Here is a 23,951-nt window from a genome sequence, read left to right as displayed (position 1 = left end):
TGAGACGCGGAGGTCCGGGGGCTGGCCCCCGGCGACCGGCCCGCGCCCGGAAACGAAAGCGGCGGGCACCCGGGATGTCCCGGATACCCGCCGCTTCGGCACAGCGGTGTCAGACCACGATCAGCGCGTCCAGCGGGGCCTCGCCCAGGGCGGGTGCCAGCTTGGCCCGGCCCGGGAGGAACGACAGCTCCATCAGGACCGCCACGCCCGCGACCTCCGCGCCGGCCCGCCGGATCAGCGAGAGCGAGGCCTCGGCGGTCCCGCCGGTGGCCAGCACGTCGTCGATGACCATGACCCGGTCACCGGCCGACAGGTCCTCGGCGTGGACCTCGATCTCCGCGGTGCCGTACTCCAGCTCGTACGACTGCGCGAGCGTCGCGCCCGGCAGCTTTCCGGCCTTGCGCACCGGTACGAAGCCGATCCCGGCCTGTACGGCGACCGGAGCCGCGAGGATGAACCCGCGCGCCTCCAGGCCGACGATCTTCGTCGCGCCGTACCGCCCGGCCAGCTCCACCAGCACGTCCGTCAGCGCGGCGAACGCCTTGGGGTCCGCCAGCAGCGGGGTGATGTCCTTGAACATCACGCCCGGCTTCGGGTAGTCCGGTACGTCCTTGATCCGGCTGAGGAGCAGGTCCCGGGCGTCCTCGGACAGCGGCGCGGTCAACGCCGCCGCCCCGGCCGGCCCTGCGCCGCGACCTGCGGCTCGTCCTCGGCCGCGTAGGCCTCGTCCGGGGACTCGCCCTTGGCCGCCGCGGCCGCCCGCTTGGCGAGCACCCGCTTCGTGAGCGCCTTCATCGCCGGCTCGCGCTCCTTGAGGTCCACGACCAGCGGGGTCGCGATGAAGATCGAGGAGTACGCACCGGCCGCGAGGCCGACGAACAGCGACAGCGAGATGTCGTTCAGCATGCCGGCGCCCAGGAAGCCACCGCCGATGAACAGCAGCGCGGCGACCGGGAGGAGCGCCACGACCGTGGTGTTGATCGAGCGGACCAGGGTGCCGTTGATGCTGCGGTTGGCGACTTCGCTGTACGTCCAGCGGGTCTGCTTGGTGATGTCCTTCGAGCCCTCCTTGAGACCGTCGAAGACGACGACGGTGTCGTAGAGGGAGTAACCGAGGATCGTCAGCAGACCGATGACCGTGCCCGGCGTGACCTCGAAGCCGACGAGCGCGTACACGCCGACGGTGATGGTGAGGTCGTGGATCAGCGCGATCAGTGCCGCGACCGCCATCCGCCACTCGAAGGCGATGGCCAGGTAGATCACCACGAGGACCATGAAGACGCCGAGACCGGTCCAGGCCTTGTTCGCGATCTGCTCGCCCCAGCTGGGGCCGACCAGGTCGGCGTTGACGTCGGCCTCGCTGACCTTGAGGTCGGCGGCGAGGACCTTCTTGACGTCGGTCGCGGCTGCGGTGTCCAGACCGGAGATCTGGATCCGCAGGCCGCCGGTGCCGAGCTCCTGGACGATCGCGTCGTGGCCCGAGGCCTTCTCCGCGGCCTCCGTCGCCTTGGCCACGGAGACGGTCGACTTCGGGGTGGTGAAGACGGCACCGCCCTTGAACTCGATGCCCATGTTGAGGCCCTGGACGGCCAGGGCGACGATCGCCGTGATGGTGATCAGGATGGAAACGCCGTACCAGAGAAAGCGCTTGCCGACGAAGTCGTAGCCGACCTCACCGCGGTACAGCCTGGCGCCGAGATCTCCCAGCTTCGACATCTCTCACGCCTCCTTTGCGTCGACGGGGGCGGGGGCGGAACCGGTACGGCGGGACCGGCGCAGCGGAGGCTTGGCGCCCAGCCGCTTCGGGTCCAGCCCGGACCACGGATGACCGCTGGCGAAGAACTTCGTACGCGCCACCAGTGTCATGACGGGCTTGGTGAAGAGGAACACCACGACCACGTCGAGCAGGGTCGTAAGACCCAGTGTGAAGGCGAAGCCCTGGACCTTGCCCACGGTGACGATGAACAGCACCGCCGCGGCCAGGAACGACACGAAGTCGGAGACCAGGATCGTGCGACGGGCACGCGGCCAGGCGCGCTCGACGGCCGGACGCAGGGTGCGGCCCTCGCGGATCTCGTCCCGGATGCGCTCGAAGTACACGATGAACGAGTCCGCCGTGATACCGATCGCCACGATCGCGCCGCAGACGGCCGGCAGGTTCAGCGCGAAGCCGATGCCCTTGCCGAGCAGCGACATGATCGTGTAGGTCAGGATCGCGGAGACCAGGAGGCTGACGATGGCGATGAACGCCAGGCCCCGGTAGTACACCAGCAGGTAGATCACCACGAGGAGCAGGCCGATGGCGCCGGCGATCAGGCCGGCCTTCAGCTGCTCGCCGCCGAGCGCGGCGGTGACGGTGGTGACGCTGTCCTCGCTGAAGGAGAGCGGCAGGGCGCCGTACGAGAGCATGTTGCCCAGGTCCTGCGCGGACTGCTGGGTGAAGCCGCCCGAGATCTCGGCGTTGCCACCGGTCAGCGCCTGGCTCACCGACGGGTCGGAGATGACCCGGCCGTCGAGCACGATCGCGAACTGGTTCTGCGGCATCTGCTTGGTCGCCAGCTCACCGGTGATCTTGGCGAACTTGTCGGCGCCCTTGTCGGTGAACTGCATGGTGACGATCCACTGGCCGCGCTGGGGGTCGATGACTCCCTTGGCTTCCTTCACGTCCTGGCCGTTGACCTGGGCCGGGCCGAGCACCCACTTGCCCCAGGCGTCGCCGCGCTGACCGCAGGCGATCATCGGCTCCTCGGGCTTGGCGCCCTGGCCGGCGGCGGCGCGCTGCGCCTCGTTGTTGCAGTCCAGTGCCGCGAACTTGGCCTGGAGGGCCGCGGCGGCGGCCTCGTCGCCGGTCGCCGGCGTGGAGGCGGAGGCGGACGGGGACGGAGCCTTGGTGTCGTCTGCCTTCTTCGACTCGCTCGCCGAGGGCGAGGGAGTGGGCGCGGCCGGGGCCTTGAGGGCCTCACTGAGCGCGCGGCCCTGGGAAGTGGCGCTGGACGACGGGGTGGCGGAGGGGCTGGTCTTGCCGTCTCCGGCCTTGGGAGCCCCGGAGCCGCTCGCGGAGGGGCTCGGGCTCGCGGTGCCCTCGGGAGCGGCCGGGGAGCCGTCCGCGAAGGCGATGACCGGGCGGAAGTACAGCTGGGCGGTGGTGCCGACCTGCTCGCGCGCCTGCTGCTCGTTCGTCCCCTTGGGGATGTTCACGATGATGTGGTCGCGGCCCTGGGTCTGGACCTCCGCCTCGGACACGCCGAGACCGTTGACGCGGCGGTCGATGATGCCGACCGCCGTGTTCATGTTGGTCTCGTTGATGGCGCTCTCTTTGCCGGGCTCGCTCTTGGCCTTGAGCGTGATGCTCGTGCCGCCGGCGAGGTCGATGCCCAGCCTGGGAGTCGTCTGCTTGGAGAGGAACATCCCCGCGGTGAGCGCCACCATCGCGATCAGGATGATCGCCAGGGCGCGCCCCGGCCTCCCCTGAGCCCCCGTGGGCCGCCGGCCCTTCTTCGGTGCTGCCACCTTGTCGTTTCTCCCTGTCCAACCGTCCCGCGCCGGGTCAGCGCGGGGACGGCCACGAAATGTGTGGTGGGGACCCCTGCCCCCCGCAGAAGTGTCACAGACGGGGACCGTGCCGGTCGCCGGTCGGGCGCCTCCACGGTCCCCCGCCGAGCGTTACTTCGCGCCGGCCTCGCCGTCGGACTTGCCGTCCTTGGGCTCGTCGTCGCCCTTGGGCGCGTCCTCGTCCTTCTTGCCCAGGTCGAGCTTGGGAGCCTCGTCCTCGTCCTTGGTGAGGTCCGCCTTCGGCGCCTCGGTGAGCGAGGAGGCGTCGTCGGGGACGACCGGCGTGTCGGTCACCTCGTCGTCGCCGATGCCGTGGACGATGCGGTTGTACTCCGCGTCCTCCAGAACGGCACCGATGGAGTTCTTCGCGAAGATCGCGTGGACGCCGGGAGCCAGCTCGAGAGTGACCGTGTCGTCACCGATCTCCTTCACCGTGGCGTACATGCCGCCGATGGTGCGGACCCCGGTGCCGGGCGTCATGTGGTCGCGCATCTGCGCGGCGGCCTGCTGCTTCTTCTTCGCGGAGCGGGTCATCAGGAACATCGCCCCGATGAGCACGATGAACGGGAGGAGTGTCACGAGATTCACGGGACGGAGATCCTTCGCACGACCGCACGCGGACGGCGGCCTTTTCTACGGGGGTGGGCACACCGACCCGAAGGGTCGGCATCGGCGGAGTCTAGGCGAGTCCGCACCGATGGAACAACGCCCAGCATGGCACCGCAGTTCCTGAGGGGTCGAACCTCCGCGCCGTCAGGCCCCGAACAAGCCCTGTTGTCCGCTTGATCCACTCCCGCCGTGCTGCGGAGGTACAAGTCCCAGGTGAGCCCATGCGGCGGGCGTCGCCACCCGTCCCCGGGGGGTGCGCGCGAGCAGCCCCTCGCGGACCAGGAAGGGCTCCGCGACCTCCTCCACGGTCTCCCGCTCCTCGCCGACGGCCACGGCGAGGGTGGACAGGCCCACGGGTCCGCCGCCGAACAGCTTCAGCAGGGCTTCGAGAACGGCGCGATCCAGCCGGTCGAGGCCGCGCCCGTCCACCTCGTACACCTGGAGGGCGGTACCGGCCACCTCACGGTTGATGACGCCGTCGGCCCGGACCTGGGCGTAGTCGCGGACGCGGCGCAGCAGGCGGTTGGCGATGCGCGGGGTGCCGCGGGAGCGTCCGGCGATCTCGGCGGCGCCGGCGGTGTCGATCTCCACGTCGAGGAGGCGGGCGGAGCGGTGGATGACGCGTTCCAGCTCCTCGGGGGCGTAGAACTCCATGTGCCCGGTGAAGCCGAAGCGGTCCCGCAGCGGCGGCGGCAGCAGTCCGGCCCGGGTGGTGGCGCCGACCAGGGTGAAGGGCGGCAGCTCCAGCGGGATGGCGGTGGCCCCGGGCCCCTTGCCGACGATCACGTCGACGCGGAAGTCCTCCATGGCCATGTAGAGCATCTCCTCGGCGGGCCGGGACATGCGGTGGATCTCGTCGAGGAAGAGGACCTCGCCCTCCTGGAGAGAGGAGAGGATCGCGGCGAGGTCGCCGGCGTGCTGGATGGCGGGGCCGGAGGTGATGCGGATGGGCGCACCCATCTCGGCCGCGATGATCATGGACAGGGTGGTCTTGCCGAGGCCGGGCGCGCCGGAGAGCAGGACGTGGTCGGCGGTGGCTCCGCGCTGGCGGGCCGCCTTGAGGACGAGGTCCAGCTGCTGGCGGACCTTTTCCTGGCCGACGAACTCGCCGAGGTCCTTGGGGCGCAGCGCCGCCTCGACGGCGGTGTCCTCGCCGTCGGCCGAGGCCGCGACGAGTCGCTCGCTCTCGTCTGCGTTGGTCTCGTCGTCCCAGTTCACGCTGTCAGTCTGCCTTCTCGGTTCGTACGGTGGTCGGTCGCCTGCGACGCCGGGCCGAACACAGCCTCGCCGGCGATCGAGGCGCGGGGTCCGGGCGGAGCCCCGCGCCGGCGCGCGGCTAGCGGGCGCGGTTCAGGGACTGGAGGGCGGCCCGCAGGAGCTGCGGAACCGGGGCCGAACCACCGGCGGCGATGGCGGCCTCGGCCTGCGGGGTGACGGCCGCCACCGCGTCCTCCGCCTCGCGCGAGGCGTAGCCGAGGCCGATCAGGGCGGCGGAGAGCTGTTCGGTCCAGGGGGCGGGCCCGGAGGACGCGGCGCGCTGGGCGCCCACGAGGCCGCTGCTGCCCAGCGGAGCCCCCAGCTTGCCCTTCAGTTCGAGGAGTAGCTTCTGGGCGCCCTTCTTGCCGATGCCCGGCACCGCCACCAGCGCCTTCTCGTCGCCGGTGGAGACGGCCAGGCGCAGGGCGTCGGGGCTGTGGACGCCGAGCATCGCCTGGGCGAGCCTCGGCCCGACCCCGCTGGCGGTCTGCAGGATCTCGAAGACCTGGCGCTCGTCGTCGTCGGCGAAGCCGTACAGGGTCAGCGAGTCCTCGCGTACGACCAGGGAGGTGGCCAGCCGGGCCTGCTCGCCCATCCGCAGGCCGGAGATGGTGGTGGGCGTGCACTGCACGGCCATGCCCACTCCCCCGACCTCGATCACGGCAAGGGTGGGGGCGAGTGCGGCGACCGGGCCGCTGACGAAGGCGATCATCGGGTACGGCCTTTCGAGGCGTGCAGGGCGACCGCCTGCTGGAGGCGGTTCTGGGCGGGGGCCCGCCAGATGTGGCAGATGGCGAGGGCGAGGGCGTCGGCGGCGTCCGCCGGCCTGGGTGGCGCGTCCAGCCTCAGCAGCCGGGTGACCATGGCACCGACCTGGGCCTTGTCGGCCCGGCCGCTGCCGGTGACGGCGGCCTTGACCTCGCTGGGGGTGTGCAGGGCGACCGGTATCCCGCGGCGGGCGGCGCACAGCATCGCGACGGCGCTCGCCTGGGCGGTGCCCATCACGGTGCTGACGTTGTGCTGGCTGAACACCCGCTCCACGGCGACGACTTCGGGCCGGTGCGTGTCGAGCCATTCCTCGATGCCCTGTTCGATGGCGACGAGCCGGTGGCCCAACTCGGCGTCCGCGGGCGTCCGTACGACCCCCACGCCGATCATGGTCAGCGGCCGTCCGGCCACGCCTTCGACGACGCCGACACCGCACCGCGTCAGCCCGGGGTCAACACCCAGTACTCGCACCACCGCCACCTCCTTCTTCGCGCAGGTGTGCAGGCTACCGGCCGCCTGTGACAGTGCACCGACAGCACGGACCGACCCGCCGGGCGGCGGGGGGCGCCGGGAGTGGCGAGGACGGAAACGACGGTGGGCCGACGGGGTGTCCCCGTCGGCCCACCGTTGACGTCCGGTCAGGCGTCGACCTTCTCCATGACCTCGTCCGAGACGTCGAAGTTGGCGAAGACGTTCTGCACGTCGTCGCTGTCCTCCAGCGCGTCGATCAGCTTGAAGATCTTGCGCGCGCCCTCTTCGTCCAGCTCGACCTGCATGGTCGGCAGGAAGTTGGAGTCGGCCGAGTCGTAGTCGATGCCGGCCGCCTGGAGCGCGGTACGGACCGCGACCATGTCGGTGGCCTCGCTGATGATCTCGAAGCTGTCGCCGAGGTCGTTGACCTCTTCGGCACCCGCGTCGAGCACCGTCTCCAGGACGTCGTCCTCGGAGAGCTCGCCCTTGGGCAGCAGGACGACGCCCTTACGGTTGAACAGGTACGAGACCGAGCCCGGGTCGGCCATCGAACCGCCGTTGCGGGTCATGGCGACACGCACGTCGGACGCGGCACGGTTGCGGTTGTCGGTGAGGCACTCGATGAGCACCGCGACGCCGTTCGGACCGTAGCCTTCGTACATGATCGTCTCGTAGTCGGCGCCGCCGGCTTCAAGACCACCGCCGCGCTTGACCGCGGAGTCGATGTTCTTGTTCGGGACCGAGCTCTTCTTGGCCTTCTGGATGGCGTCGAAGAGCGTCGGGTTGCCGTCGATGTCGGCGCCGCCCATACGGGCCGCGACCTCGATGTTCTTGATCAGCTTCGCGAAGAGCTTGCCGCGCTTGGCATCGATCACGGCCTTCTTGTGCTTCGTCGTAGCCCATTTAGAGTGGCCGGACATCCGCCTGTCTCCTTCGCGTAACCAACAGTGTTCGTCCCCGATCCTACCGGGAGCCCGTCACAGCCCCGCGCGCACCATGTCGACGAAGTACGCGTGAACGCGGTCGTCTCCGGTCAGCTCGGGGTGGAACGAGGTCGCCAGGACGTTGCCCTGACGCACGGCGACCGTGTGGCCCTCGTACGTGGCGAGCACCTCGGCGGAGGCGCCGACGGACTCGACCCAGGGCGCGCGGATGAAGACGCCCTCGACCGGGCCGCCCGCTATGCCCGCGAAGTCGATCTTCGCTTCGAAGGACTCGTTCTGGCGGCCGAACGCGTTGCGGCGGACGATCATGTCGATGCCGCCCAGGGTCTCCTGGTCCTCACGGCCGTCCAGGAGCTTGTCCGCCAGCATGATCATGCCGGCGCAGGTGCCGTACACGGGCATGCCGGCGGCCACGCGCTCGCGCAGCGGCTCCAGCATGCCGAACAGCACGGCGAGCTTCGACATGGTGGTGGACTCGCCGCCGGGGATCACCAGGGCGTCGACCTCGGCGAGCTCCTCGGGACGCCGGACCGGCCTGGCCACGGCGTCCGCCGCGGCCAGGGCGATCAGGTGTTCCCGTACGTCGCCCTGGAGTGCCAGGACACCGATCACGGGGGTGTTCGTCATGACCGATTACCAGCCGCGGTTGGCGTAGCGCTCGGACTCGGGGAGGGTGTCGCAGTTGATGCCGACCATGGCCTCGCCCAGGTTGCGGGAGGCGTCCGCGATGATCTTCGGGTCGTCGTAGAAGGTGGTGGCCTTCACGATGGCGGCGGCGCGCTTGGCCGGGTCGCCCGACTTGAAGATGCCGGAGCCGACGAAGACGCCCTCGGCGCCGAGCTGGCGCATGAGCGCGGCGTCGGCCGGGGTGGCGACGCCACCGGCGGAGAACAGCACGACCGGGAGCTTGCCGAGCTCGGCAACTTCCTTGACGAGCTCGTACGGGGCGCGCAGCTCCTTGGCGGCGGCGAACAGCTCGTTGTTGTCGTAGCCGCGCAGGCGGGCGATCTCGTTCTTGATCTGGCGCAGGTGGCGGACGGCCTCGACCACGTTGCCGGTGCCGGCTTCGCCCTTCGAGCGGATCATGGCCGCGCCCTCGGCGATGCGGCGCAGGGCCTCGCCCAGGTTGGTGGCGCCACAGACGAAGGGGGTGGTGAACGCCCACTTGTCGGAGTGGTTGACCTCGTCGGCCGGGGTCAGGACCTCGGACTCGTCGATGTAGTCGACGCCGAGGGACTGCAGGACCTGGGCCTCGACGAAGTGGCCGATGCGGGACTTGGCCATGACCGGGATCGAGACGGCCTCGATGATCTCTTCGATCATGTTCGGGTCGGACATGCGCGCGACGCCGCCGTCCTTGCGGATGTCGGCCGGGACCCGCTCCAGGGCCATGACGGCCACGGCGCCGGCGTCCTCGGCGATCTTCGCCTGCTCGGCGTTGACCACGTCCATGATCACGCCGCCCTTCAGCTGCTCGGCCATGCCGCGCTTGACACGCGAGGTGCCGATCGCCGACTCGGCGGACTGGGGGGAGGTGGGAAGCGTGCTCACGGATTGACCTCACTCGAAAGGAAGACGGGGTACTGCTCGTACTACTCGGCTGAGGAAACCCCAGGGGATCAGTCCACTACAAGGGCCAATGTGGAGCCTGTGGCTCCTTGATTTGTCCCTCGCGGCCCTTGGAAGCCCTAAGTCGGCCGGTCTGCAAGATCCACCGGGGGCTCGTCGTCCATTTCGAAGGCGAGCGGGAACGGCGCGTGCCCCGCCAGTCTGAACCAGCGGACCTTGCGATGCCTGCGCAGCGCGCGGGCGGCCCGTACCGAGTCGTTGAGGAAGCGCCGCGCCATCGGTACCCGGCGGACGGCCGCCGCCAGCTCCTCCGTGGCCTCCGCCCCGCCGGGGGCCGCCTTGAGCACGTCGACCTGGTCGGCATCGGCGAAGACCGCCCGCAGCGCCTGGCTCAGCTCGCTCTCGGCCACCTCACGGTGGTCCTCCTCGGCCTGCCGGGCGGCGTGCGCGGCCTCGTAGAGCACCAGGGAGGAGGCGGGGTCGAGCACCCCGGAAGTGGCCACCTCCAGCACGACGGAGGCCCGGCGTACGAGCTGCGCGTCGAGCGCGGCCCGCGCGGCGTCCATCCGCGAGTGCAGCCGGTCGAGCCGGCCGGCGGTCCAGCTGAGGTAGACCCCGATGACTCCGAGAGCCAGGGCGATCCAGACAAGGGTTTCGATCACGCTGCGCGACCCTACCGCTCCCCGCGCGCCCGGCTCCCATCGGCCCTGGCCCGGTCCGCTCCCGGACCAGTAAGGTCCATGATCCATAAACATCGGGGGGACGGCACACATGAAATCGCACCGCAGAACGACGGCACGCGCACTGCTCGCGGTAGCCGCGGCACTCGTGGCGGCCGCCCTGGCCGCCTACTTCTGGGGCCGTCCGGACGGCGGGCTCGTCGTGATGAACCAGGTGCACGGCCACTTCGTCAGCATGGGCTGGGTGACGCTGGTCGCCCTGGTCGGGGGGATCTGGCTGGGAGCACGGAAGACGGCGACGCGCCTCGCCCTGGGACTCCCGGTGGCCATTCTCGGAGTCATGGTCATGAGCCTCGCCACCCTGCTGGCCCTGCTGGCCGGCGGGCAGGAGCAGACGCAGAGTCTGACGGCCCCCGGCCGGGACGACCGTCGCCTGGTCGTCGAAGAGGGCTCGGCCATGATCGACCCGCTGTGGTACGTGTACGTCCAGCAGGGCAGCTGGCCCCGGGAGCGCCGTTGGGCCGTCGGCTACTTCAACGGCGACGCCGCCGGCAACGAGCTCCGCGAGGCCGTCTGGACGGCCCCCGACGGGATCCGTCTGACCACCTCCGGCGGCGTGGTCCACGAGGTGACCATCGCCCCCGGCGGCCGGCCCGATCAGGTCGTCTCCGCCGGATGGTGACGCCTCAGGAGGACGTGGTGTCCTTCGAGAAGCCCAGGCGGGTGCGGAGCGGGACGCGTTCGTCCGCGGCCACCGCCGCCGCGCCGTCCGTCACCGTTTCGTAGACGGCCAGGATGTCCGCCCCGACCGTGGACCAGTCGAAGCGGCGGACGTGCGCCGAGCCGCGGGCGCTGAGCTCGGCCCGGCGCTCCGGGTCCCGCAGCAGGGTGATCGCCGCCGCCGCCAGCGCGTCGGCGTTCTCGTTCGCGAAAAGGTCGCCCGCCCCGCCCTGGTCCAGGACCTGCGCGAAGGCGTCCAGGTCCGACGCGAGCACGGCCGCGCCCGCCGACAGGGCCTCCACCAGGATGATGCCGAAGCTCTCGCCGCCGGTGTTCGGGGCGACGTACACGTCGACGCTGCGCAGCAGCCTCGCCTTGTCCTCGTCCGAGACCATGCCGAGGAATTCGACCCGCTCGCGGAGCTCCGCGGGCAGGGAGGCCACCGCCTCCTCCTCGTCGCCGCGGCCCGCGACGAGCAGCCGTACGTCCGGGCAGGCCTCCACGATCTTCGGGAAGGCCGCCATCAGCACCGGCAGGCCCTTGCGGGGCTCGTCGATCCGGCCGATGAAGCCCAGGGTCTGCCCGGACCAGTCGGGGTTGGGCTCGGCCTTGGCGAAGAAGTCCACGTCGACGCCGTTGGGGATGACCACCGCGTCACCGCCCAGGTGTTCCACCAGCGTGCGCCGCGCGTACTCGCTCACCGCGATCCGCGCGTTGATCTTCTCCAGGGCCGGCTGCAGGATCGGGTACGCCGCGATCATCGCCCGGGACCGGGGGTTCGAGGTGTGGAAGGTCGCCACGATCGGCCCCTGCGCCGCCCAGCAGGACAGCAGCCCCAGCGAGGGCGAGGCCGGCTCGTGGATGTGGATCACGTCGAACGTGCCGTCGTGGAGCCAGCGCCGTACCCGGGCCGCCGACAGGAAGCCGAAGTTCAGCCGGGCCACCGAGCCGTTGTACGGAACCGGCACCGCCCGCCCGGCCGAGACCACGTACGGCGGCAGCGGGGTCTCGTCGTCCGCCGGGGCGAGCACCGACACCTCGTGGCCGAGGCGGATCAGGTGCTCCGCCAGGTCCCGGATGTGGAACTGGACGCCACCCGGCACGTCCCACGAGTACGGGCACACGATGCCGATCTTCACTACGGGCGCTCCTCCAGGTCGTCCAGCCACAGCCGCTGCAGCATGTGCCAGTCCTCCGGGTGCTCGGCGATGCCCCACGCGAAGGCGTCCGCCACCACCTGGGTCATGAGGGTGGTCTTCTCGGTCCGGGTCCCGGTCTTCGGCACCTTCACCTCGGGGTGGATCCGGCCGTACATCTTCGGCGTGCCGCCGTAGTGCAGCGTCGCCGGGAGCAGCACCGCACCGGTCTGCTGGGCCAGCAGTGCCGGTCCGGCCGGCATGCGCGCGGTGGCGCCGAAGAAGTCCACCTCGACCCCGGAGGCCGACAGGTCCCGGTCCGCGACCAGGCAGACCAGGCCGCCGGAGCGCAGCCGCCGGGCGAGGGTGCCGAAGGCGGCGCCGCCGCTGTGCGGCAGGACCTCCATGCCCAGGCTCTCCCGGTAGGCCACGAAGCGGTCGTAGAGGCTCTCGGGCTTCAGCCGCTCGGCGACCGTGGTGAACGGCGCCTTCATGTGGCCGATGGCCCAGGCCCCGGCGAGGTCCCAGTTGGCCAGGTGCGGCAGGGCCACGACCACGCCGCGCCCGGAGTCGAGGGCCTCGCGCAGCAGGTGCTCGTCCGTGAACTCGACGTCGGTGCTGAAGCGCTCCGGGTCCATGGCCGGCAGCCGGAAGGACTCCATCCAGTACCGCATGTACGAGCGCATGCCCGCCTGCGACAGCTCGCGCAGCCGCTCGGGACCGGCGTCGGGCACCACCCGGGCCAGGTTCGACTCCAACCGCAGCACGCTCTTGCCGCGCCGCTTCCACGCGAAGTCGGCGATGCGCCGGCCCAGGGCCACGGCGGCCGGTTCGGGCAGCTTCTTGACCCCGGCCCAGCCGAGTCCGTACAGCGAGTCGACCAGCTTGTCCTGTACGGCGCCCATCAGGCCGCGCCGCCCTCGGCGGCCGACGCCGCGGCGTCGGCCTCGGCCGACTCGCGGCGTACGGTGACCACCCGCTGGATCAGGGTGACGAGCGAGCCCACCGCCACGATCCACAGCGCGATCGGCAGCAGCACGCCGATCCAGGACGGCACACCGAAGGTCTGCAGCCCGGAGAGGCCGGCCGCGACCAGCGAGATCACCAGTCGCTCGGCCCGCTCGACGAGCCCGTTGACGGCCACCGGCAGCCCGATCGACTCGCCGCGCGCCTTGGTGTACGAGACCACCTGGCCGCTGGCCAGGCAGAAGATCGCCACCGCGCACAGGGCGTTGTCGTTCCCGTTGCCCGCGTACCAGAGCGCGAGGCCGCCGAAGATCGCCGCGTCCGCCACCCGGTCGAGGGTGGAGTCGAGGAAGGCGCCCCACCGGCTGGAGATACCGGCCTGGCGGGCCATGTTCCCGTCCACCAGGTCGGAGAAGACGAAGAGGGTGATGGTGATCGTGCCCCAGAAGAACTCGCCGCGGGGGAAGAACCACAGCGCTCCGGCCACCACTCCGGCCGTGCCGATCAGGGTGACCGCGTCCGGGCTCACCCCCCGCCGGAGCAGAAAAGCGGCGAATGGCGTGAGAACACGCGTGAAGAATGCACGCGCGTACTTGTTCAGCATGGCCTTCCCGGAGGGTCGCTGGGCCGCACGGCCACCACGGCCACCGGCTGGCCCATCGTAGCCAGCACGCCACCGCGCGGACGCCGCGCACCCACCGGTTCGCGCCACGTAAGACGTACTTCACGCCGTGGACCGCCTCCGGTGGGCTCCGGGTGCGTCCCCGGTACGACGTATGGACGGGATGTGACACCAGTGCAAAGCTCGAAGAATCCCGCATTCCTCCTCCGCGGAGGCGGCCGGGACCCCGATCGGGACACCGATCCCCTCTCCACCCGCCCCTCCTCACCGTCACCACCGGGAGGCATGAGCATCATGGGAGCCACATCACACCAAGCCGGAGCCGCCGGCAGGGCACTGACGGCCGACCGCCCCTCTTCCATCCGGAATGTCGTGCTGGTCGGCCCCAGCGGATCCGGCAAGACCACGCTGGTCGAAGCCCTCGCCCTGACCGCGGGGGCGGTCAACCGGGCCGGCCGGGTCGAGGACGGCGCCACCGTCTCCGACTACGACGAGATCGAGCACCGCCGGCAGCGCTCCGTCCAGCTGTCCCTCGTCCCCGTCGAATGGGGCGGAATCAAGATCAATATCCTGGACACCCCCGGATACGCCGACTTCGTCGGGGAACTCAGGGCCGGTCTGCGCGCCGCGGACGCGGCCCTTTTCGTCGTCTCGGCCTCGGACGGGATCGACGGCGCCACTCGCATGGTGTGGGACGAGTGCGAGGCCGTCGGCATGCCCCGTGCCATCGTCGTGACCCACTTGGAGGCCGCCCGCTCCGACTACACGCAGATGACCGCCGTCTGCGGCGAGATCTTCGGCGCCGACGACCCCGACGCGGTCATCCCGCTCTACCTCCCCCTGCACGGCCCGCCCGGCCCCGACGGGCACGCCCCCGTCACCGGCCTGCTCGGCCTGCTCTCCCGGCGCGTCTACGAGTACGCCTCCGGCGAGCGCGTGGAGCGCGACCCGGACCCGGCCGAGCTCGCCCTCATCACCGACGCCCGCGCCCGGCTCATCGAGGGGATCATCGCCGAGAGCGAGGACGAGAGCCTCATGGACCGCTACCTGGGCGGCGAGGAGATCGATCTCAAGACCCTCGTCGACGACCTGGAGCGGGCGGTGGCGCGCGGCACCTTCCACCCCGTCCTGATGGCCGCCCCCGCCCCCGACGGCGCCCGCCAGGGCCTGGGCACCGTGGAACTCCTCGAACTGGTCACCGGCGGCTTCCCCACCCCGCTGGAGCGCGCCGCCGTCACCGTCACCCGCCCCGACGGCTCCGCCCGCCCGGACGTCACCTGCGATCCCGAGGGCTCCCTCGTCGCCGAGGTCGTCAAGACCTCCTCCGACCCCTACGTCGGCCGGGTCTCCCTCGTGCGCGTCTTCTCAGGCACCCTGAAGGCCGAGGAGACCGTCCACGTCAGCGGGCACGGCCTCGCCGACCGCGGTCACGAGGACCATGACGTCGACGAGCGGGTCGGCGCCCTCTCCTCCCCCTTCGGCAAACAGCAGCGCGTCCTCACCCGGTGCGTCGCCGGCGACCTGGCCTGCGTGGCCAAACTCACCCGCGCGGAGACCGGCGACACCCTCTCCGCCAAGGACGACCCGCTCCTGATGGCGCCGTGGAGCATGCCCGACCCTCTGCTCCCCCTCGCCATCGAGGCCCACAGCAAGGCCGACGAGGACAAGCTGTCCCAGGGCCTGGCCCGGCTCGTCGCCGAGGACCCGACGATGCGGCTGGAGCAGAACCCCCACACCCACCAGGTCGTCCTGTGGTGCCTCGGCGAGGCCCACCAGGACGTCGCCCTGGAGCGGCTGCGCACCCGCTACGGCGTCCAGGTCGACCCCGTCCCGCACAAGGTGAGCCTGCGCGAGACCTTCGGTGCCAAGGCCGCCGGGCGCGGCCGGCACGTCAAACAGTCCGGCGGCCACGGCCAGTTCGCCATCTGTGAGATCGAGGTGGAGCCACTCCCGCCCGGCAGCGGTATCGAGTTCGTCGACAAGGTCGTCGGAGGCTCCGTGCCCCGCCAGTTCATCCCGTCCGTGGAGAAGGGCGTACGTACCCAGGCCGCCCGCGGGGTCGCCGCGGGCTATCCGCTGGTCGACGTGCGCATCACCCTGCTCGACGGCAAGGCGCACTCGGTGGACTCCTCCGACGCCGCCTTCCAGACGGCCGGGGCCCTCGCCCTGCGCGAAGCCGCCGCCGAGGCCCGGATCGACCTCCTCGAACCGGTCGCCGAGCTCGCCGTCATCGTCCCCGACGAGTACGTGGGCCCGGTCATGAGCGACCTCGCCGGCCGCCGCGGCCGCGTCGTCGGCACCGACCAGGCCGCGCCGGGGCGCACCCGGGTCCGCGCCGAGATCCCGGAGATCGAGATCGGCCGCTACGCCGTCGAGCTGCGCTCCGTCTCGCACGGCACCGGCCGCTTCGCCCGGGCGTACGCACGCCACGAACCGATGCCGCCGCAGATCGCGGAAAAGGTGCGGGAACAGGCCGAGAAGGGAAGCTGATTCATGTAGCACCGGGTCGGCCGCCCACCCAACCAGCTTGCGGTGGGCGGCATTTCCCTGTCCCATGACCATGGGGTGAGATCCGCCGATAGGCTCGTCGGCGCATCAAAAGCGCACGAACGCACAGCGATGGGGGCAGCGGTGGCGGACGACGGATTCGACTTCAGGCCCGGAGCACAGGTTCCGCTGCAGGGAGGCGGCGGTCAGACGGCGGCGACCAACGCCCTCGCCTCCGCCGCCTACCGGGACGGCGGCAAGGACAGCAAGCTGGAGAAGATCCTCACCGCCAACAGCGAGAACCACCCGGCGACGGTCAAACCACCGAAGATCTCCCTCTTCGAGCCCAGCCTCGGCGAGGCCTTCTGCCGGGCCGTGGAGGCCCGCACCCTCGGCCCGGGCCGCAAGCCCCTCATCCAGTCCTTCGGTGCCGATCCGCAGACGGTGGTGGAGCACTGCCTGGCCGCCTCGCACATCCGCAAGGAGCGCGACCGCAAACTCCGGCTGATCACGCTGGTCTGCGGTGTGCTGTTCCTGCCCGGGCTGCTGCTGTGGCTCGGCCTGTTCCAGCTGCGCAAGAGCCTCGCCTCCAAGGAGGGCAGGGCCTCGTGGCTGGGCACCGTACTCCTGGTCGGCGTCGCCCTCGTGGTGGCCCTCCTGATGTTCAAGCTGCCGCTGACCGGCTTCCTCGGCCTGTACGCCCGCGGCATGATCATCGCCCCGGCCCTGGGCTGGCTGCTCGCCCGCCGCACCTGCGAGGCCACCGCCCGGGACCTGCGCGCCCGCTGGGACGGGCTGCTGTCGGGCGGCGGGGTCGGCGCCAAGATCCCCGAGGCCGTGCCCGGCAACCCCGACGAGAAGGCGCGCGAGGACCTGCGCCACCAGCTCGCCAAGCTGACCGCCGAGGACCGCAGCAACCAGGTCTTCTACGCCGGCCCCAAGGGGATCCTGGGCATGGGCACCCGGTGGGGCAGCTGGCAGATGGCCGAGGAGCTGACCCCCAAGAGCGAGGGCATGGAGATCCACCCCTTCCGCAGCTGGGACGTCATACGCGGGATCGACGCCCAGCTCCGCAAGCTGGAGCGGGGGCCCCTGCACACCGGCGGGTTCCCGCCCGCCGCGATCCAGCACTGGATCGTCACCCCGATCGGTGAGGGCGCGGCCGAGGTGGCCCGCCCCACCGGTGAGAACATGGACGCCTTCCTCATCAAGCCGCACGAGATCACCCGGATCTGCAACGAGCAGCAGTTCAGCGCCGGCGACCGGCACTACCTGGGCATCCAGTACCCGCTCTGGGACGGCCAGCTCGTCATCAACATGCTGGTCACGGTCACCGTGCTCTACAAGACGCTGCGCGTGGACGTCACCGCGCACGCCCTGGGCCCCGTGCACGGGCTGTTCACCAGCAAGTCCGCGGCCCCGACCGTGGAGGTGCCCAAGAGCATCCGCTTCTGGGAGACCGTGGAGCGCCCGCTGCCGCTGGTGGACGCGCAGGAGGTGGTCCGCCTGGCCGTGCGGGCCCCGCTGACCTGGTACCCGCCGATCCTGGAGTTCTTCGGCGGCAAGCTGGTCCTGCCCGAGCCCTTCGGCCTGCGCCACGTCTGGGCGAGCTCGATGTGGCGGCACCGGTTCATGGCGGACGACGCCCTGCGTACGGTGGCGCCGGTCCTGCGGTCGATCCACGCGGCGACCTTCAAGGTGCTGGAGGAGAACGGCGTCGACACCGACCGCTTCACCAACCGCTCCTCGATCATGAGCGGGCTCATCCAGGAGCCGTCGCCGCGCAAGGCGGACGTCTACGACGCGTGACGCGCCGGGACGCGCGGGGACGCGTGGTTAGGCTGGAGTGACGGCCGAGGAGGGACCATGACCGAGCGCAAACCACCGGGTGTCAGCGTCGAGTCCTGGGTGGACCGGCAGATCCGGGAGGCCACCGAGCGGGGCGAGTTCGAGAACCTGCCGGGCTGGGGGAAGCCACTGGCCTCGCTGGACGCGCCCTACGACGAGCTGTGGTGGATCAGGGCCAAGATGCACCGCGAGGGCTTCGCCGTCCTGCCGCCGGCGCTCGCGCTGCGCAAGGAGGCCGAGGACGCCGTGGAGAAGGTCCGGGCGGCCCGCTCCGAACGCCAGGTACGGGACGTCCTCACGGAGATCAACAAGAAGATCGCCGCGGCCCTGCGCATGCCCCCGCCGGGCCCGCCCCTGGGCCTGACGGAGTTCGACGTGGAGGCCGAGGTGGAAACCTGGCGCCGGGGCCGCCCGGACCGGGCCTGACCAGGCGCACTGCCTAGTCGACGGGCCAGGCGTCGGCGAGCATCTGGCGGGTGTCCGCGAGGAGTTGGGGCAGCACCTTGGTGTGGCCCACGACCGGCATGAAGTTCGTGTCCCCGCCCCAGCGGGGCACGATGTGCTGGTGCAGGTGCGCGGCGATGCCGGCGCCGGCCGCCGCGCCCTGGTTCATGCCGATGTTGAATCCGTGCGCGCCCGAAGCCTTGCGCAGCGCGACCATCGCCCGCTTGGTGAGGTCGGCGAGCTCGGCCGTCTCCGGCCCGTCCAGCTCGGTGTAGTCGGCGACGTGCCGGTACGGGACGACCATCAGGTGGCCGCCGTTGTACGGGTAGAGGTTCAGCACCGCGTACACGTGCCGGCCCCGCGCGACGACCAGCCCGTCCTGGTCGGACATGTCCGGAATCCCGCAGAAGGGACAGCCGTCCCCGGCCTCCGGGCCGGTCGGCTTGTTCTCCCCCTGGATGTAGGCCATCCGGTGGGGCGTCCACAGTCGCTGGAACGCGTCCTGCGTGCCCACACCGATCTGCTGCTCCGGCTGAGTCGTCATGGCGGCAAGCATATGACCTTGACCTGGCGTACGAGGAAGGCCCCCGGAAAGTGATCACTTTCCGGGGGCCTTCGGGTGCTCCGGGTGCCGGAACGGACGATCAGACCTGGACGCGGTCCGCGACGACCTTGGCCAGCTTGGCCAGCGCCTCGTCCTTGGCGATGCCGTTCTCCTGGGAACCGTCGCGGTAGCGGAAGGAGACGGTGCCCGCGGCCATGTCCTCGTCACCGACGATGATCATGAACGGGACCTTGAGCTTCTGGTGGTTGCGGATCTTCTTCTGCATGCGGTCGGAGGAGGCGTCCACCTCGACCCGCAGACCCTGCTTCTTCGCCGCCGCGGCGAACTCCTGCAGGTACTCGACGTGCCCGTCGCCGATCGGGATGCCGACCGCCTGGACCGGGGCCAGCCACGGCGGCATGGCGCCCGCGTAGTGCTCCAGCAGCACGGCGAAGAACCGCTCGATCGAGCCGAACAGCGCACGGTGGATCATGACCGGCCGCTGGCGGGAGCCGTCGGGCGCGGTGTACTCCAGGTTGAAGCGCTCCGGCAGGTTGAAGTCGAGCTGCACGGTCGACATCTGCCAGGTGCGGCCGATGGCGTCCTTGCACTGCACCGAGATCTTCGGACCGTAGAAGGCGGCGCCGCCCGGGTCCGGGACCAGCGGGAGGCCCTGCTTCTCGGCGACCTGCGCGAGGACGGCGGTCGCCTCCTCCCAGGCCTCGTCCGAGCCGACGAACTTCTCCGGGTCCTTGGTGGACAGCTCCAGGTAGAAGTCGGTCAGACCGTAGTCGCGCAGCAGGTTGAGCACGAAGGTGAGGGTCGTGTCGAGCTCCTCCGCCATCTGCTCGCGGGTGCAGTAGATGTGCGCGTCGTCCTGGGTGAAGCCGCGGGCGCGGGTCAGGCCGTGGACGACACCCGACTTCTCGTACCGGTACACGGTGCCGAACTCGAACAGGCGCAGCGGCAGTTCGCGGTAGGAGCGGCCGCGCGCGTCGAAGATCAGGTTGTGCATCGGGCAGTTCATGGGCTTGAGGTAGTAGTCGGTACCACCGTCGAGCTGCATGGGGGGGTACATGCCCTCCGCGTACCAGTCCAGGTGGCCGCTCTTCTCGAAGAGGGCGCCCTTGGTGGCGTGCGGGGAGTAGACGAACTCGTAGCCCTCCTCCTCGTGCCGCTTGCGCGAGTAGTCCTCCATCACCCGGCGGATGATGCCGCCGCGCGGGTGGAAGACGGCGAGGCCGGAGCCGATCTCGTCCGGGATGGAGAAGAGGTCGAGCTCGTTGCCGAGCTTGCGGTGGTCGCGCTTCTCGGCCTCGGCGAGGAAGTCGAGGTGGGCCTTCAGCTCTTCCTTCGACGGCCACGCGGTGCCGTAGATGCGCTGGAGCATCGGGTTCTTCTCGCTGCCGCGCCAGTAGGCGGCCGCGTTGCGCATGAGCTTGAACGCCGGGATGTTGCGGGTGGTGGGCAGGTGGGGACCGCGGCAGAGGTCCTTCCAGCACAGGTCGCCGGTCTTCGCGTCCAGGTTGTCGTAGATGGTCAGCTCGCCGCCGCCCACCTCGACGTTCGCGCCGTCGTCGGTCGACGCGGAGCCCTTGATGCCGATGAGCTCCAGCTTGTAGGGCTCGTCGGCGAGCTCCTCGCGGGCCGCCTCGTCGGTGACCACGCGGCGGGAGAACCGCTGGCCGCGCTTCTGGATCTCCTGCATCTTCTTCTCGATGGCCTTCAGGTCCTCCGGGGTGAAGGGCCGAGCCACGTCGAAGTCGTAGTAGAAGCCGTTCTGGACCGGCGGGCCGATGCCCAGCTTGGCCTCGGGGAAGAGCTCCTGCACGGCCTGCGCCATGACGTGCGCGGTCGAGTGGCGCAGGATGTTCAGGCCGTCCTCGGAGGAGATCTCCACCGGCTCGACGGTCTCGCCGTCCTTCACCTCGTACGCGAGGTCCTTGAGCTCGCCCGCGATGCGCGCGGCGACGATGGTGCGCTCGCCGGCGAAGAGCTCCGCCGCCGTAGTGCCCGTGGCCACCACGCGCTCGTCCCGCTCGGAATCGCGTTGGATGATCACACGGACGTCTGACACCGGTCTCTCCTGACTCAGGGGGTGCGCGGGCGAACGCCGCGCGCCTGAATCGTACCGAGCGGAGTGGCCGCGCCGCTAAACGGTTACCGCCCGGGCCTGCCCAGCGGGTCCCCCGCACCCCGGCCGCCGCGTGGCGGAGCCGTGGCCTCGGCCCGGGCAGACGCGGGCGTGCTCGTGGGGCGGGGTCCCCCCGGGGCGTCTCCTCGGCTCGCGAACCGTGCGCCGGACCGGCCCGTCGCCCGGCGGTGGGTTCGCTCGACCTGCGGGGACGCCCCGGTGTGCCCCCGCCCCAGCCGAAACTCCGGGCCGGTCTGCGCGAGCCATGGGTAGCGTGGCCGCATGCAGCAGATACGCACGCTGGACCTGACCGACGATGCCACCGCGGCGGCCGTGCACCGGATCGGGCGGGCCGCCTACGCGGTGGAGGCGGAGCTGATCGGTTTCGACGGCATACCGGCGCTCGCCGAGAGCCTCGCCGAGATGAGGGCCCGGCCTCTGAACTGGGTGGGCGCCGTCACCGAGGACGGTGAACCGGCCGGTTTCCTCGCCTGGGAGGAAGGGGCCGACGGCGTCATCGGCGTCGACCGGCTGTGCGTGGACCCGGGCTGGTTCCGCCGGGGCGTCGCCTCGCTGCTGCTGCGCCACGTCCTGACCGAGCTGTTCCCGTGCCGCCTGGTCGAGGTCACCACGGGCGCGGCGAACGCCCCCGCGGTGACCCTCTACGAACGTGTCGGCTTCACCCGAGGCCCTGACTTCTCCCCCGTGCCGGGGCTGACCATGGCCTCGTTCGGCCGGGCCGCCATCGGCACCTCGTGGGAAGGTGGAAGGGGATCTTCCGACCTGGCATGAGGTGACACCCATGAGAGTGACCAGGAAGACGGCTGCCCTGGGCGCCGCTACGGCCCTGCTGGCGGGCGGACTGCTCGCCGGCACTCCCGCCACGGCGGCGCCGGCCGCCGCGTGCACCGGGGACCAGCTCTCGGACACCGGCGCGGAGCGGCCCGACACCACACACGTGCGGTTCACGGTGGTCAACAACGGCCCGGCCTGTCAGCTGCGAGGCTTCCCGACGGTCGCTCTCGCGGGCCAGGGCTCCCCGGACCAGAACAGGGCGCTGCGCGTCATCCCCCGGGGCGAGGCCCGGCCGGTGCTGTTGTCCCCGGGCGGGAGCGCCTCGACGGTCCTGACCTTCACCCCGGTCCTCGGCGAGGCGGACGGCTTCTGCGCCTCCGGCGCCGACCCGACCGTCGCCCCCACGCTGGTGATCGGCGTCGCGGGCACGGGCTTCCAGGTGGCCCCCAACGACGGCGGCCAGTTCGCCCTGTGCGGCGACACCGTCCGCGCCACCGCTTACCGCTAGTCCGCTGGCCCACTGGTCCGCTCGGCTAGTCGTCGGACGGCAGCGCGTCCTCGGGGTCGAAAGCCGCGTCCAGGGACTTCATCAGCCGGTCCCGCTCGACCTCGTCCATCGGCACCGGCGTCACGTCCGCCGCGTCGGACAGCCGCCGGAAGCCACCGCGGCGCTGGAGCCGGCCGGTGACCCGGACCGGCAGGCCCACCAGGTGGGCGTGGCCCGCGATGCGGTACGCCTCCTCGTCGAGGGCGGCCCGGACGTACGGGACCTCCGCCCCGGCCAGCACCCGCAGCCGTACGGTCCCTCCGCCCCCGGCCGCCTTGCGCCGCATCCGCACCACGGCCCCGGCGAGGCGGACCGGTACGGCGGGTTCCGCGCGGGTGTACCGGGCGGCGGCCTCGCGCAGCACGGGCAGGTCGCCCGGAGAGAACTCCACCGGCTCGGGACGGGCCGCGCAGCCCGCCGGGACCCCGGCCGCCGGCGCCCAGGCCAGGGCGATCCGGGCGCCCTCCGAGCCCCGGACCAGGGCGATGAGCGCCTCGGCGAGCTCCCGGCTGACCCCGGCGGCCACCGCCGCGTCGAAGGCCTCCATGCCGCCGGTGGCCCGCTGGTAGTCCACCGCCTCGCGGGCCGCGTGCAGGGCGTGGTGCAGCCGGGTCACGGGTCCCCGGCCGCCGTCCACGGGGACGTACGCGGTCAGCCGGCGCCCGCCCGGGGAGGGGCCCACCAGGACCCCGTCCAGGGTGCGCTCGGCCTGCGCCTGGTGGCGGGCCCCGTAGTACCCGGCACGGGCCCGGTCCGCGAGGGCCCCCGCGAGCAGGAGCCGGCGGGCCGCCGAGCGCAGCTGCTCCTGCACGGGCCAGGAGGCCTCGCCCTGGTACCCGTAGGGCCCCTCCGGGATCTCCCGCTCCCAGCGGATCTCGTCGCTGGGCACGCTCAGCCCGAGGAGCACCTCGCGCGCCGAGGGCAGTCCGCCGTGCGCGAGGGCGGTGAGTGCCTCCTCCAGCAGGTCCGCGCAGTCGGGGAAGGCGCGGCTCTCCGGGACGAGCAGGCTGGTGCCCGAGCGGCCGGGCGGGGTCCAGCGGCCGTACCGGCCGGCCGCGCCGCCGCGCCGCAGCCATCCGTGCCGGTGCAGCAGCGCTCCGAGCACCTGCGGGTCGACCTGCGCGGGATCGGGACCGCCCGGGGTGTACCGCGGGGACGGGAGCGGTTCGAGGTGCGGTGAGTGCAGGTTCATCAGGGTGTCCCTCCCGACCCGACCCGGGTCATGATCTCGCACAGCGCACGGTCGTCGAAGATCCGCGTGGTGGGGACCCGTACGGTGGTGCGGCGCCGGCCGGTCACGGGGTGTCCGGCGAGGTTGGTCCAATAGCAGCAGTGCCTCAGGTCGAGCCGGTCGTGTCCGGCGGCGAGCCACTGCTCGCGTTCCCTCGGTACGAGCATCACGACGAGGATCTTGTGGACGGCGACGGGCGTCCGGGCCAGCTTCACCAGGTGCTCGTTGTCGAGGGTGAAGGCGAAGGTGGCCCCGGCCGGCCGGGGCGGTATCTGGTAGGTCGCCTTGAGCTGCACCTTGATGGTGACCTCGTCGTCGACGACGTGTTCGGGCGCTCCGTGGGAGACGTGCCAGTCGATGCCGTTGTCGGGGAAGGGCTGGGAGAGCGAGCAGCCGGCGGCGGCCGCGACGGCGTGCAGGTATCCCACCTGGAGGGTCTCCATGCAGGCGGTGGTGGCGAGCGTGCCGCGCAGGGCTCCGGTCCGCGGACCGCTCCCCTCGTGCAGCACCCCGCCCGGTTCGGGCTGTGTGAGCGCCATGGCCGGCTCCCCATGCCTTGCGGGCTCTGCCGCGAGCGGTGCTGGCTGACGACCGGTCATACGTACGGTCCCCCAAGGAAGTTGTCTC

Annotated in this window: 24 protein-coding genes; 6 read left to right on the top strand and 18 right to left on the bottom strand. The window is 71.4% G+C overall.

The annotated features are described in order from the left end of the window. Positions 1 to 109: 109 nt before the first annotated feature. The 11 genes from ACZ573_RS17850 to ACZ573_RS17800 form a co-directional block, all read right to left on the bottom strand. Positions 110 to 664, bottom strand: coding sequence for an adenine phosphoribosyltransferase (locus tag ACZ573_RS17850; RefSeq protein WP_471304845.1), 555 nt, complete (start codon positions 662 to 664; stop codon positions 110 to 112). Continuing rightward, a complete protein-coding gene (gene secF / locus ACZ573_RS17845; RefSeq protein WP_471304843.1) occupies positions 661 to 1,716 on the bottom strand; it encodes a protein translocase subunit SecF in 1,056 nt (351 codons plus the stop codon). Before secF ends, ACZ573_RS17850 begins: the two co-directional genes overlap by 4 nt. Before the next feature lie 3 nt (positions 1,717 to 1,719). Next, a complete protein-coding gene (gene secD, locus ACZ573_RS17840; protein WP_390799838.1) occupies positions 1,720 to 3,510 on the bottom strand; it encodes a protein translocase subunit SecD in 1,791 nt (596 codons plus the stop codon). 153 nt (positions 3,511 to 3,663) lie between these two features. Continuing rightward, positions 3,664 to 4,140: a preprotein translocase subunit YajC gene (yajC, locus tag ACZ573_RS17835; RefSeq protein ID WP_471304841.1), complete on the bottom strand. Its 477-nt coding sequence runs from the start codon at positions 4,138 to 4,140 to the stop codon at positions 3,664 to 3,666. A gap of 165 nt (positions 4,141 to 4,305) precedes the next feature. Further along, positions 4,306 to 5,379 (bottom strand): Holliday junction branch migration DNA helicase RuvB, encoded by a 1,074-nt coding sequence (gene ruvB, locus ACZ573_RS17830; protein WP_328791222.1) that lies wholly within the window; start codon positions 5,377 to 5,379, stop codon positions 4,306 to 4,308. A gap of 118 nt (positions 5,380 to 5,497) precedes the next feature. Then, positions 5,498 to 6,130 carry a Holliday junction branch migration protein RuvA gene (gene ruvA / locus ACZ573_RS17825; RefSeq protein ID WP_471304839.1) on the bottom strand — a complete coding sequence of 211 codons (633 nt, stop codon included), beginning with the start codon at positions 6,128 to 6,130 and terminating at the stop codon, positions 5,498 to 5,500. After that, positions 6,127 to 6,657, bottom strand: coding sequence for a crossover junction endodeoxyribonuclease RuvC (ruvC, locus tag ACZ573_RS17820; RefSeq protein ID WP_471305139.1), 531 nt, complete (start codon positions 6,655 to 6,657; stop codon positions 6,127 to 6,129). Before ruvC ends, ruvA begins: the two co-directional genes overlap by 4 nt. Before the next feature lie 167 nt (positions 6,658 to 6,824). After that, positions 6,825 to 7,577, bottom strand: coding sequence for a YebC/PmpR family DNA-binding transcriptional regulator (locus ACZ573_RS17815; RefSeq protein ID WP_030010550.1), 753 nt, complete (start codon positions 7,575 to 7,577; stop codon positions 6,825 to 6,827). Positions 7,578 to 7,634: 57 nt separating this feature from the next. Then, positions 7,635 to 8,228 carry a pyridoxal 5'-phosphate synthase glutaminase subunit PdxT gene (gene pdxT / locus ACZ573_RS17810; protein ID WP_314249611.1) on the bottom strand — a complete coding sequence of 198 codons (594 nt, stop codon included), beginning with the start codon at positions 8,226 to 8,228 and terminating at the stop codon, positions 7,635 to 7,637. A 6-nt stretch (positions 8,229 to 8,234) separates the two neighbouring features. Next, a complete protein-coding gene (gene pdxS / locus ACZ573_RS17805) occupies positions 8,235 to 9,152 on the bottom strand; it encodes a pyridoxal 5'-phosphate synthase lyase subunit PdxS (protein WP_030010552.1) in 918 nt (305 codons plus the stop codon). Between the two features lie 137 nt (positions 9,153 to 9,289). Then, positions 9,290 to 9,832, bottom strand: coding sequence for a LemA family protein (locus ACZ573_RS17800; protein WP_030010553.1), 543 nt, complete (start codon positions 9,830 to 9,832; stop codon positions 9,290 to 9,292). Between the two features lie 109 nt (positions 9,833 to 9,941). Here ACZ573_RS17800 and ACZ573_RS17795 point away from each other — a divergent pair, with 109 nt between their 5' ends. Continuing rightward, positions 9,942 to 10,532, top strand: a complete 591-nt coding sequence (locus ACZ573_RS17795) for a hypothetical protein (RefSeq protein ID WP_471304835.1) — start codon at positions 9,942 to 9,944, stop codon at positions 10,530 to 10,532. Positions 10,533 to 10,536: 4 nt separating this feature from the next. On the opposite strand, the gene ACZ573_RS17790 is transcribed toward ACZ573_RS17795, so the two are convergent. From ACZ573_RS17790 to pgsA, 3 genes are read right to left on the bottom strand one after another with little or no spacing between them, the layout of a single operon-like run. Further along, positions 10,537 to 11,709 (bottom strand): glycosyltransferase family 4 protein, encoded by a 1,173-nt coding sequence (locus ACZ573_RS17790; RefSeq protein WP_471304833.1) that lies wholly within the window; start codon positions 11,707 to 11,709, stop codon positions 10,537 to 10,539. Continuing rightward, positions 11,709 to 12,611, bottom strand: coding sequence for a phosphatidylinositol mannoside acyltransferase (locus ACZ573_RS17785; protein ID WP_471304831.1), 903 nt, complete (start codon positions 12,609 to 12,611; stop codon positions 11,709 to 11,711). Before ACZ573_RS17785 ends, ACZ573_RS17790 begins: the two co-directional genes overlap by 1 nt. Continuing rightward, the gene (pgsA, locus tag ACZ573_RS17780; protein WP_471304829.1) at positions 12,611 to 13,276 is read right to left on the bottom strand and encodes a phosphatidylinositol phosphate synthase; all 666 of its coding nucleotides are present in this window, start codon (positions 13,274 to 13,276) and stop codon (positions 12,611 to 12,613) included. Before pgsA ends, ACZ573_RS17785 begins: the two co-directional genes overlap by 1 nt. 312 nt (positions 13,277 to 13,588) lie before the next feature. Here pgsA and ACZ573_RS17775 point away from each other — a divergent pair, with 312 nt between their 5' ends. The 3 genes from ACZ573_RS17775 to ACZ573_RS17765 all read left to right on the top strand — a co-directional run bounded on the left by ACZ573_RS17775 (position 13,589) and on the right by ACZ573_RS17765 (position 18,055). After that, on the top strand, positions 13,589 to 15,784 hold the full coding sequence (locus ACZ573_RS17775) for an elongation factor G-like protein EF-G2 (RefSeq protein WP_471304826.1): 2,196 nt from the start codon (positions 13,589 to 13,591) through the stop codon (positions 15,782 to 15,784). Positions 15,785 to 15,925: 141 nt separating this feature from the next. Next, the gene (locus ACZ573_RS17770; protein WP_471304824.1) at positions 15,926 to 17,590 is read left to right on the top strand and encodes a hypothetical protein; all 1,665 of its coding nucleotides are present in this window, start codon (positions 15,926 to 15,928) and stop codon (positions 17,588 to 17,590) included. Between the two features lie 57 nt (positions 17,591 to 17,647). Continuing rightward, a complete protein-coding gene (locus ACZ573_RS17765; RefSeq protein ID WP_471304822.1) occupies positions 17,648 to 18,055 on the top strand; it encodes a DnaJ family domain-containing protein in 408 nt (135 codons plus the stop codon). A gap of 13 nt (positions 18,056 to 18,068) precedes the next feature. Here ACZ573_RS17765 and ACZ573_RS17760 read toward each other — a convergent pair whose 3' ends face one another. Beyond that, positions 18,069 to 18,629: an HIT family protein gene (locus tag ACZ573_RS17760; RefSeq protein WP_030010101.1), complete on the bottom strand. Its 561-nt coding sequence runs from the start codon at positions 18,627 to 18,629 to the stop codon at positions 18,069 to 18,071. An 88-nt stretch (positions 18,630 to 18,717) separates the two neighbouring features. Further along, entirely contained in the window at positions 18,718 to 20,694 is a 1,977-nt protein-coding gene (gene thrS / locus ACZ573_RS17755; protein WP_030387175.1) for a threonine--tRNA ligase, read from the bottom strand. Between the two features lie 339 nt (positions 20,695 to 21,033). Between thrS and ACZ573_RS17750 the strand changes: the two genes are divergently transcribed. Together ACZ573_RS17750 and ACZ573_RS17745 are read left to right on the top strand one after the other, a co-directional pair. Then, entirely contained in the window at positions 21,034 to 21,543 is a 510-nt protein-coding gene (locus ACZ573_RS17750) for a GNAT family N-acetyltransferase (protein WP_471304818.1), read from the top strand. Positions 21,544 to 21,553: 10 nt separating this feature from the next. Then, a complete protein-coding gene (locus tag ACZ573_RS17745; protein WP_471304815.1) occupies positions 21,554 to 22,054 on the top strand; it encodes a DUF4232 domain-containing protein in 501 nt (166 codons plus the stop codon). 25 nt (positions 22,055 to 22,079) lie between these two features. Here ACZ573_RS17745 and ACZ573_RS17740 read toward each other — a convergent pair whose 3' ends face one another. Both ACZ573_RS17740 and ACZ573_RS17735 read right to left on the bottom strand, forming a co-directional pair. After that, positions 22,080 to 23,285 (bottom strand): hypothetical protein, encoded by a 1,206-nt coding sequence (locus ACZ573_RS17740; RefSeq protein ID WP_471304813.1) that lies wholly within the window; start codon positions 23,283 to 23,285, stop codon positions 22,080 to 22,082. Continuing rightward, a complete protein-coding gene (locus ACZ573_RS17735; RefSeq protein WP_471304811.1) occupies positions 23,285 to 23,863 on the bottom strand; it encodes a DUF4365 domain-containing protein in 579 nt (192 codons plus the stop codon). The genes ACZ573_RS17740 and ACZ573_RS17735 overlap by 1 nt, the downstream gene beginning before the upstream one ends. Positions 23,864 to 23,951 lie beyond the last annotated feature (88 nt).

Source organism: Streptomyces sp. NPDC040545 (genome assembly GCF_055595065.1).
The sequence above is the reverse complement of the archived record's forward strand: the minus strand, read 5'-3'. Positions and strand labels throughout refer to the sequence as shown.

Coding starts and splice junctions, on each gene's coding strand:
- ACZ573_RS17735 (WP_471304811.1), bottom strand. CDS start 23,863: ATGGCGCTCACACAGCCCGAACCGGGCGGGGTGCTGCACGAGGGGAGC.
- ACZ573_RS17745 (WP_471304815.1), top strand. CDS start 21,554: ATGAGAGTGACCAGGAAGACGGCTGCCCTGGGCGCCGCTACGGCCCTG.
- ACZ573_RS17795 (WP_471304835.1), top strand. CDS start 9,942: ATGAAATCGCACCGCAGAACGACGGCACGCGCACTGCTCGCGGTAGCC.
- ACZ573_RS17815 (WP_030010550.1), bottom strand. CDS start 7,577: ATGTCCGGCCACTCTAAATGGGCTACGACGAAGCACAAGAAGGCCGTG.
- ACZ573_RS17765 (WP_471304822.1), top strand. CDS start 17,648: ATGACCGAGCGCAAACCACCGGGTGTCAGCGTCGAGTCCTGGGTGGAC.
- ACZ573_RS17740 (WP_471304813.1), bottom strand. CDS start 23,285: ATGAACCTGCACTCACCGCACCTCGAACCGCTCCCGTCCCCGCGGTAC.
- ACZ573_RS17750 (WP_471304818.1), top strand. CDS start 21,034: ATGCAGCAGATACGCACGCTGGACCTGACCGACGATGCCACCGCGGCG.
- pgsA (WP_471304829.1), bottom strand. CDS start 13,276: ATGCTGAACAAGTACGCGCGTGCATTCTTCACGCGTGTTCTCACGCCA.
- secF (WP_471304843.1), bottom strand. CDS start 1,716: ATGTCGAAGCTGGGAGATCTCGGCGCCAGGCTGTACCGCGGTGAGGTC.
- ACZ573_RS17775 (WP_471304826.1), top strand. CDS start 13,589: ATGGGAGCCACATCACACCAAGCCGGAGCCGCCGGCAGGGCACTGACG.
- ACZ573_RS17785 (WP_471304831.1), bottom strand. CDS start 12,611: ATGGGCGCCGTACAGGACAAGCTGGTCGACTCGCTGTACGGACTCGGC.
- ACZ573_RS17760 (WP_030010101.1), bottom strand. CDS start 18,629: ATGCTTGCCGCCATGACGACTCAGCCGGAGCAGCAGATCGGTGTGGGC.
- ruvA (WP_471304839.1), bottom strand. CDS start 6,130: ATGATCGCCTTCGTCAGCGGCCCGGTCGCCGCACTCGCCCCCACCCTT.
- pdxT (WP_314249611.1), bottom strand. CDS start 8,228: ATGACGAACACCCCCGTGATCGGTGTCCTGGCACTCCAGGGCGACGTA.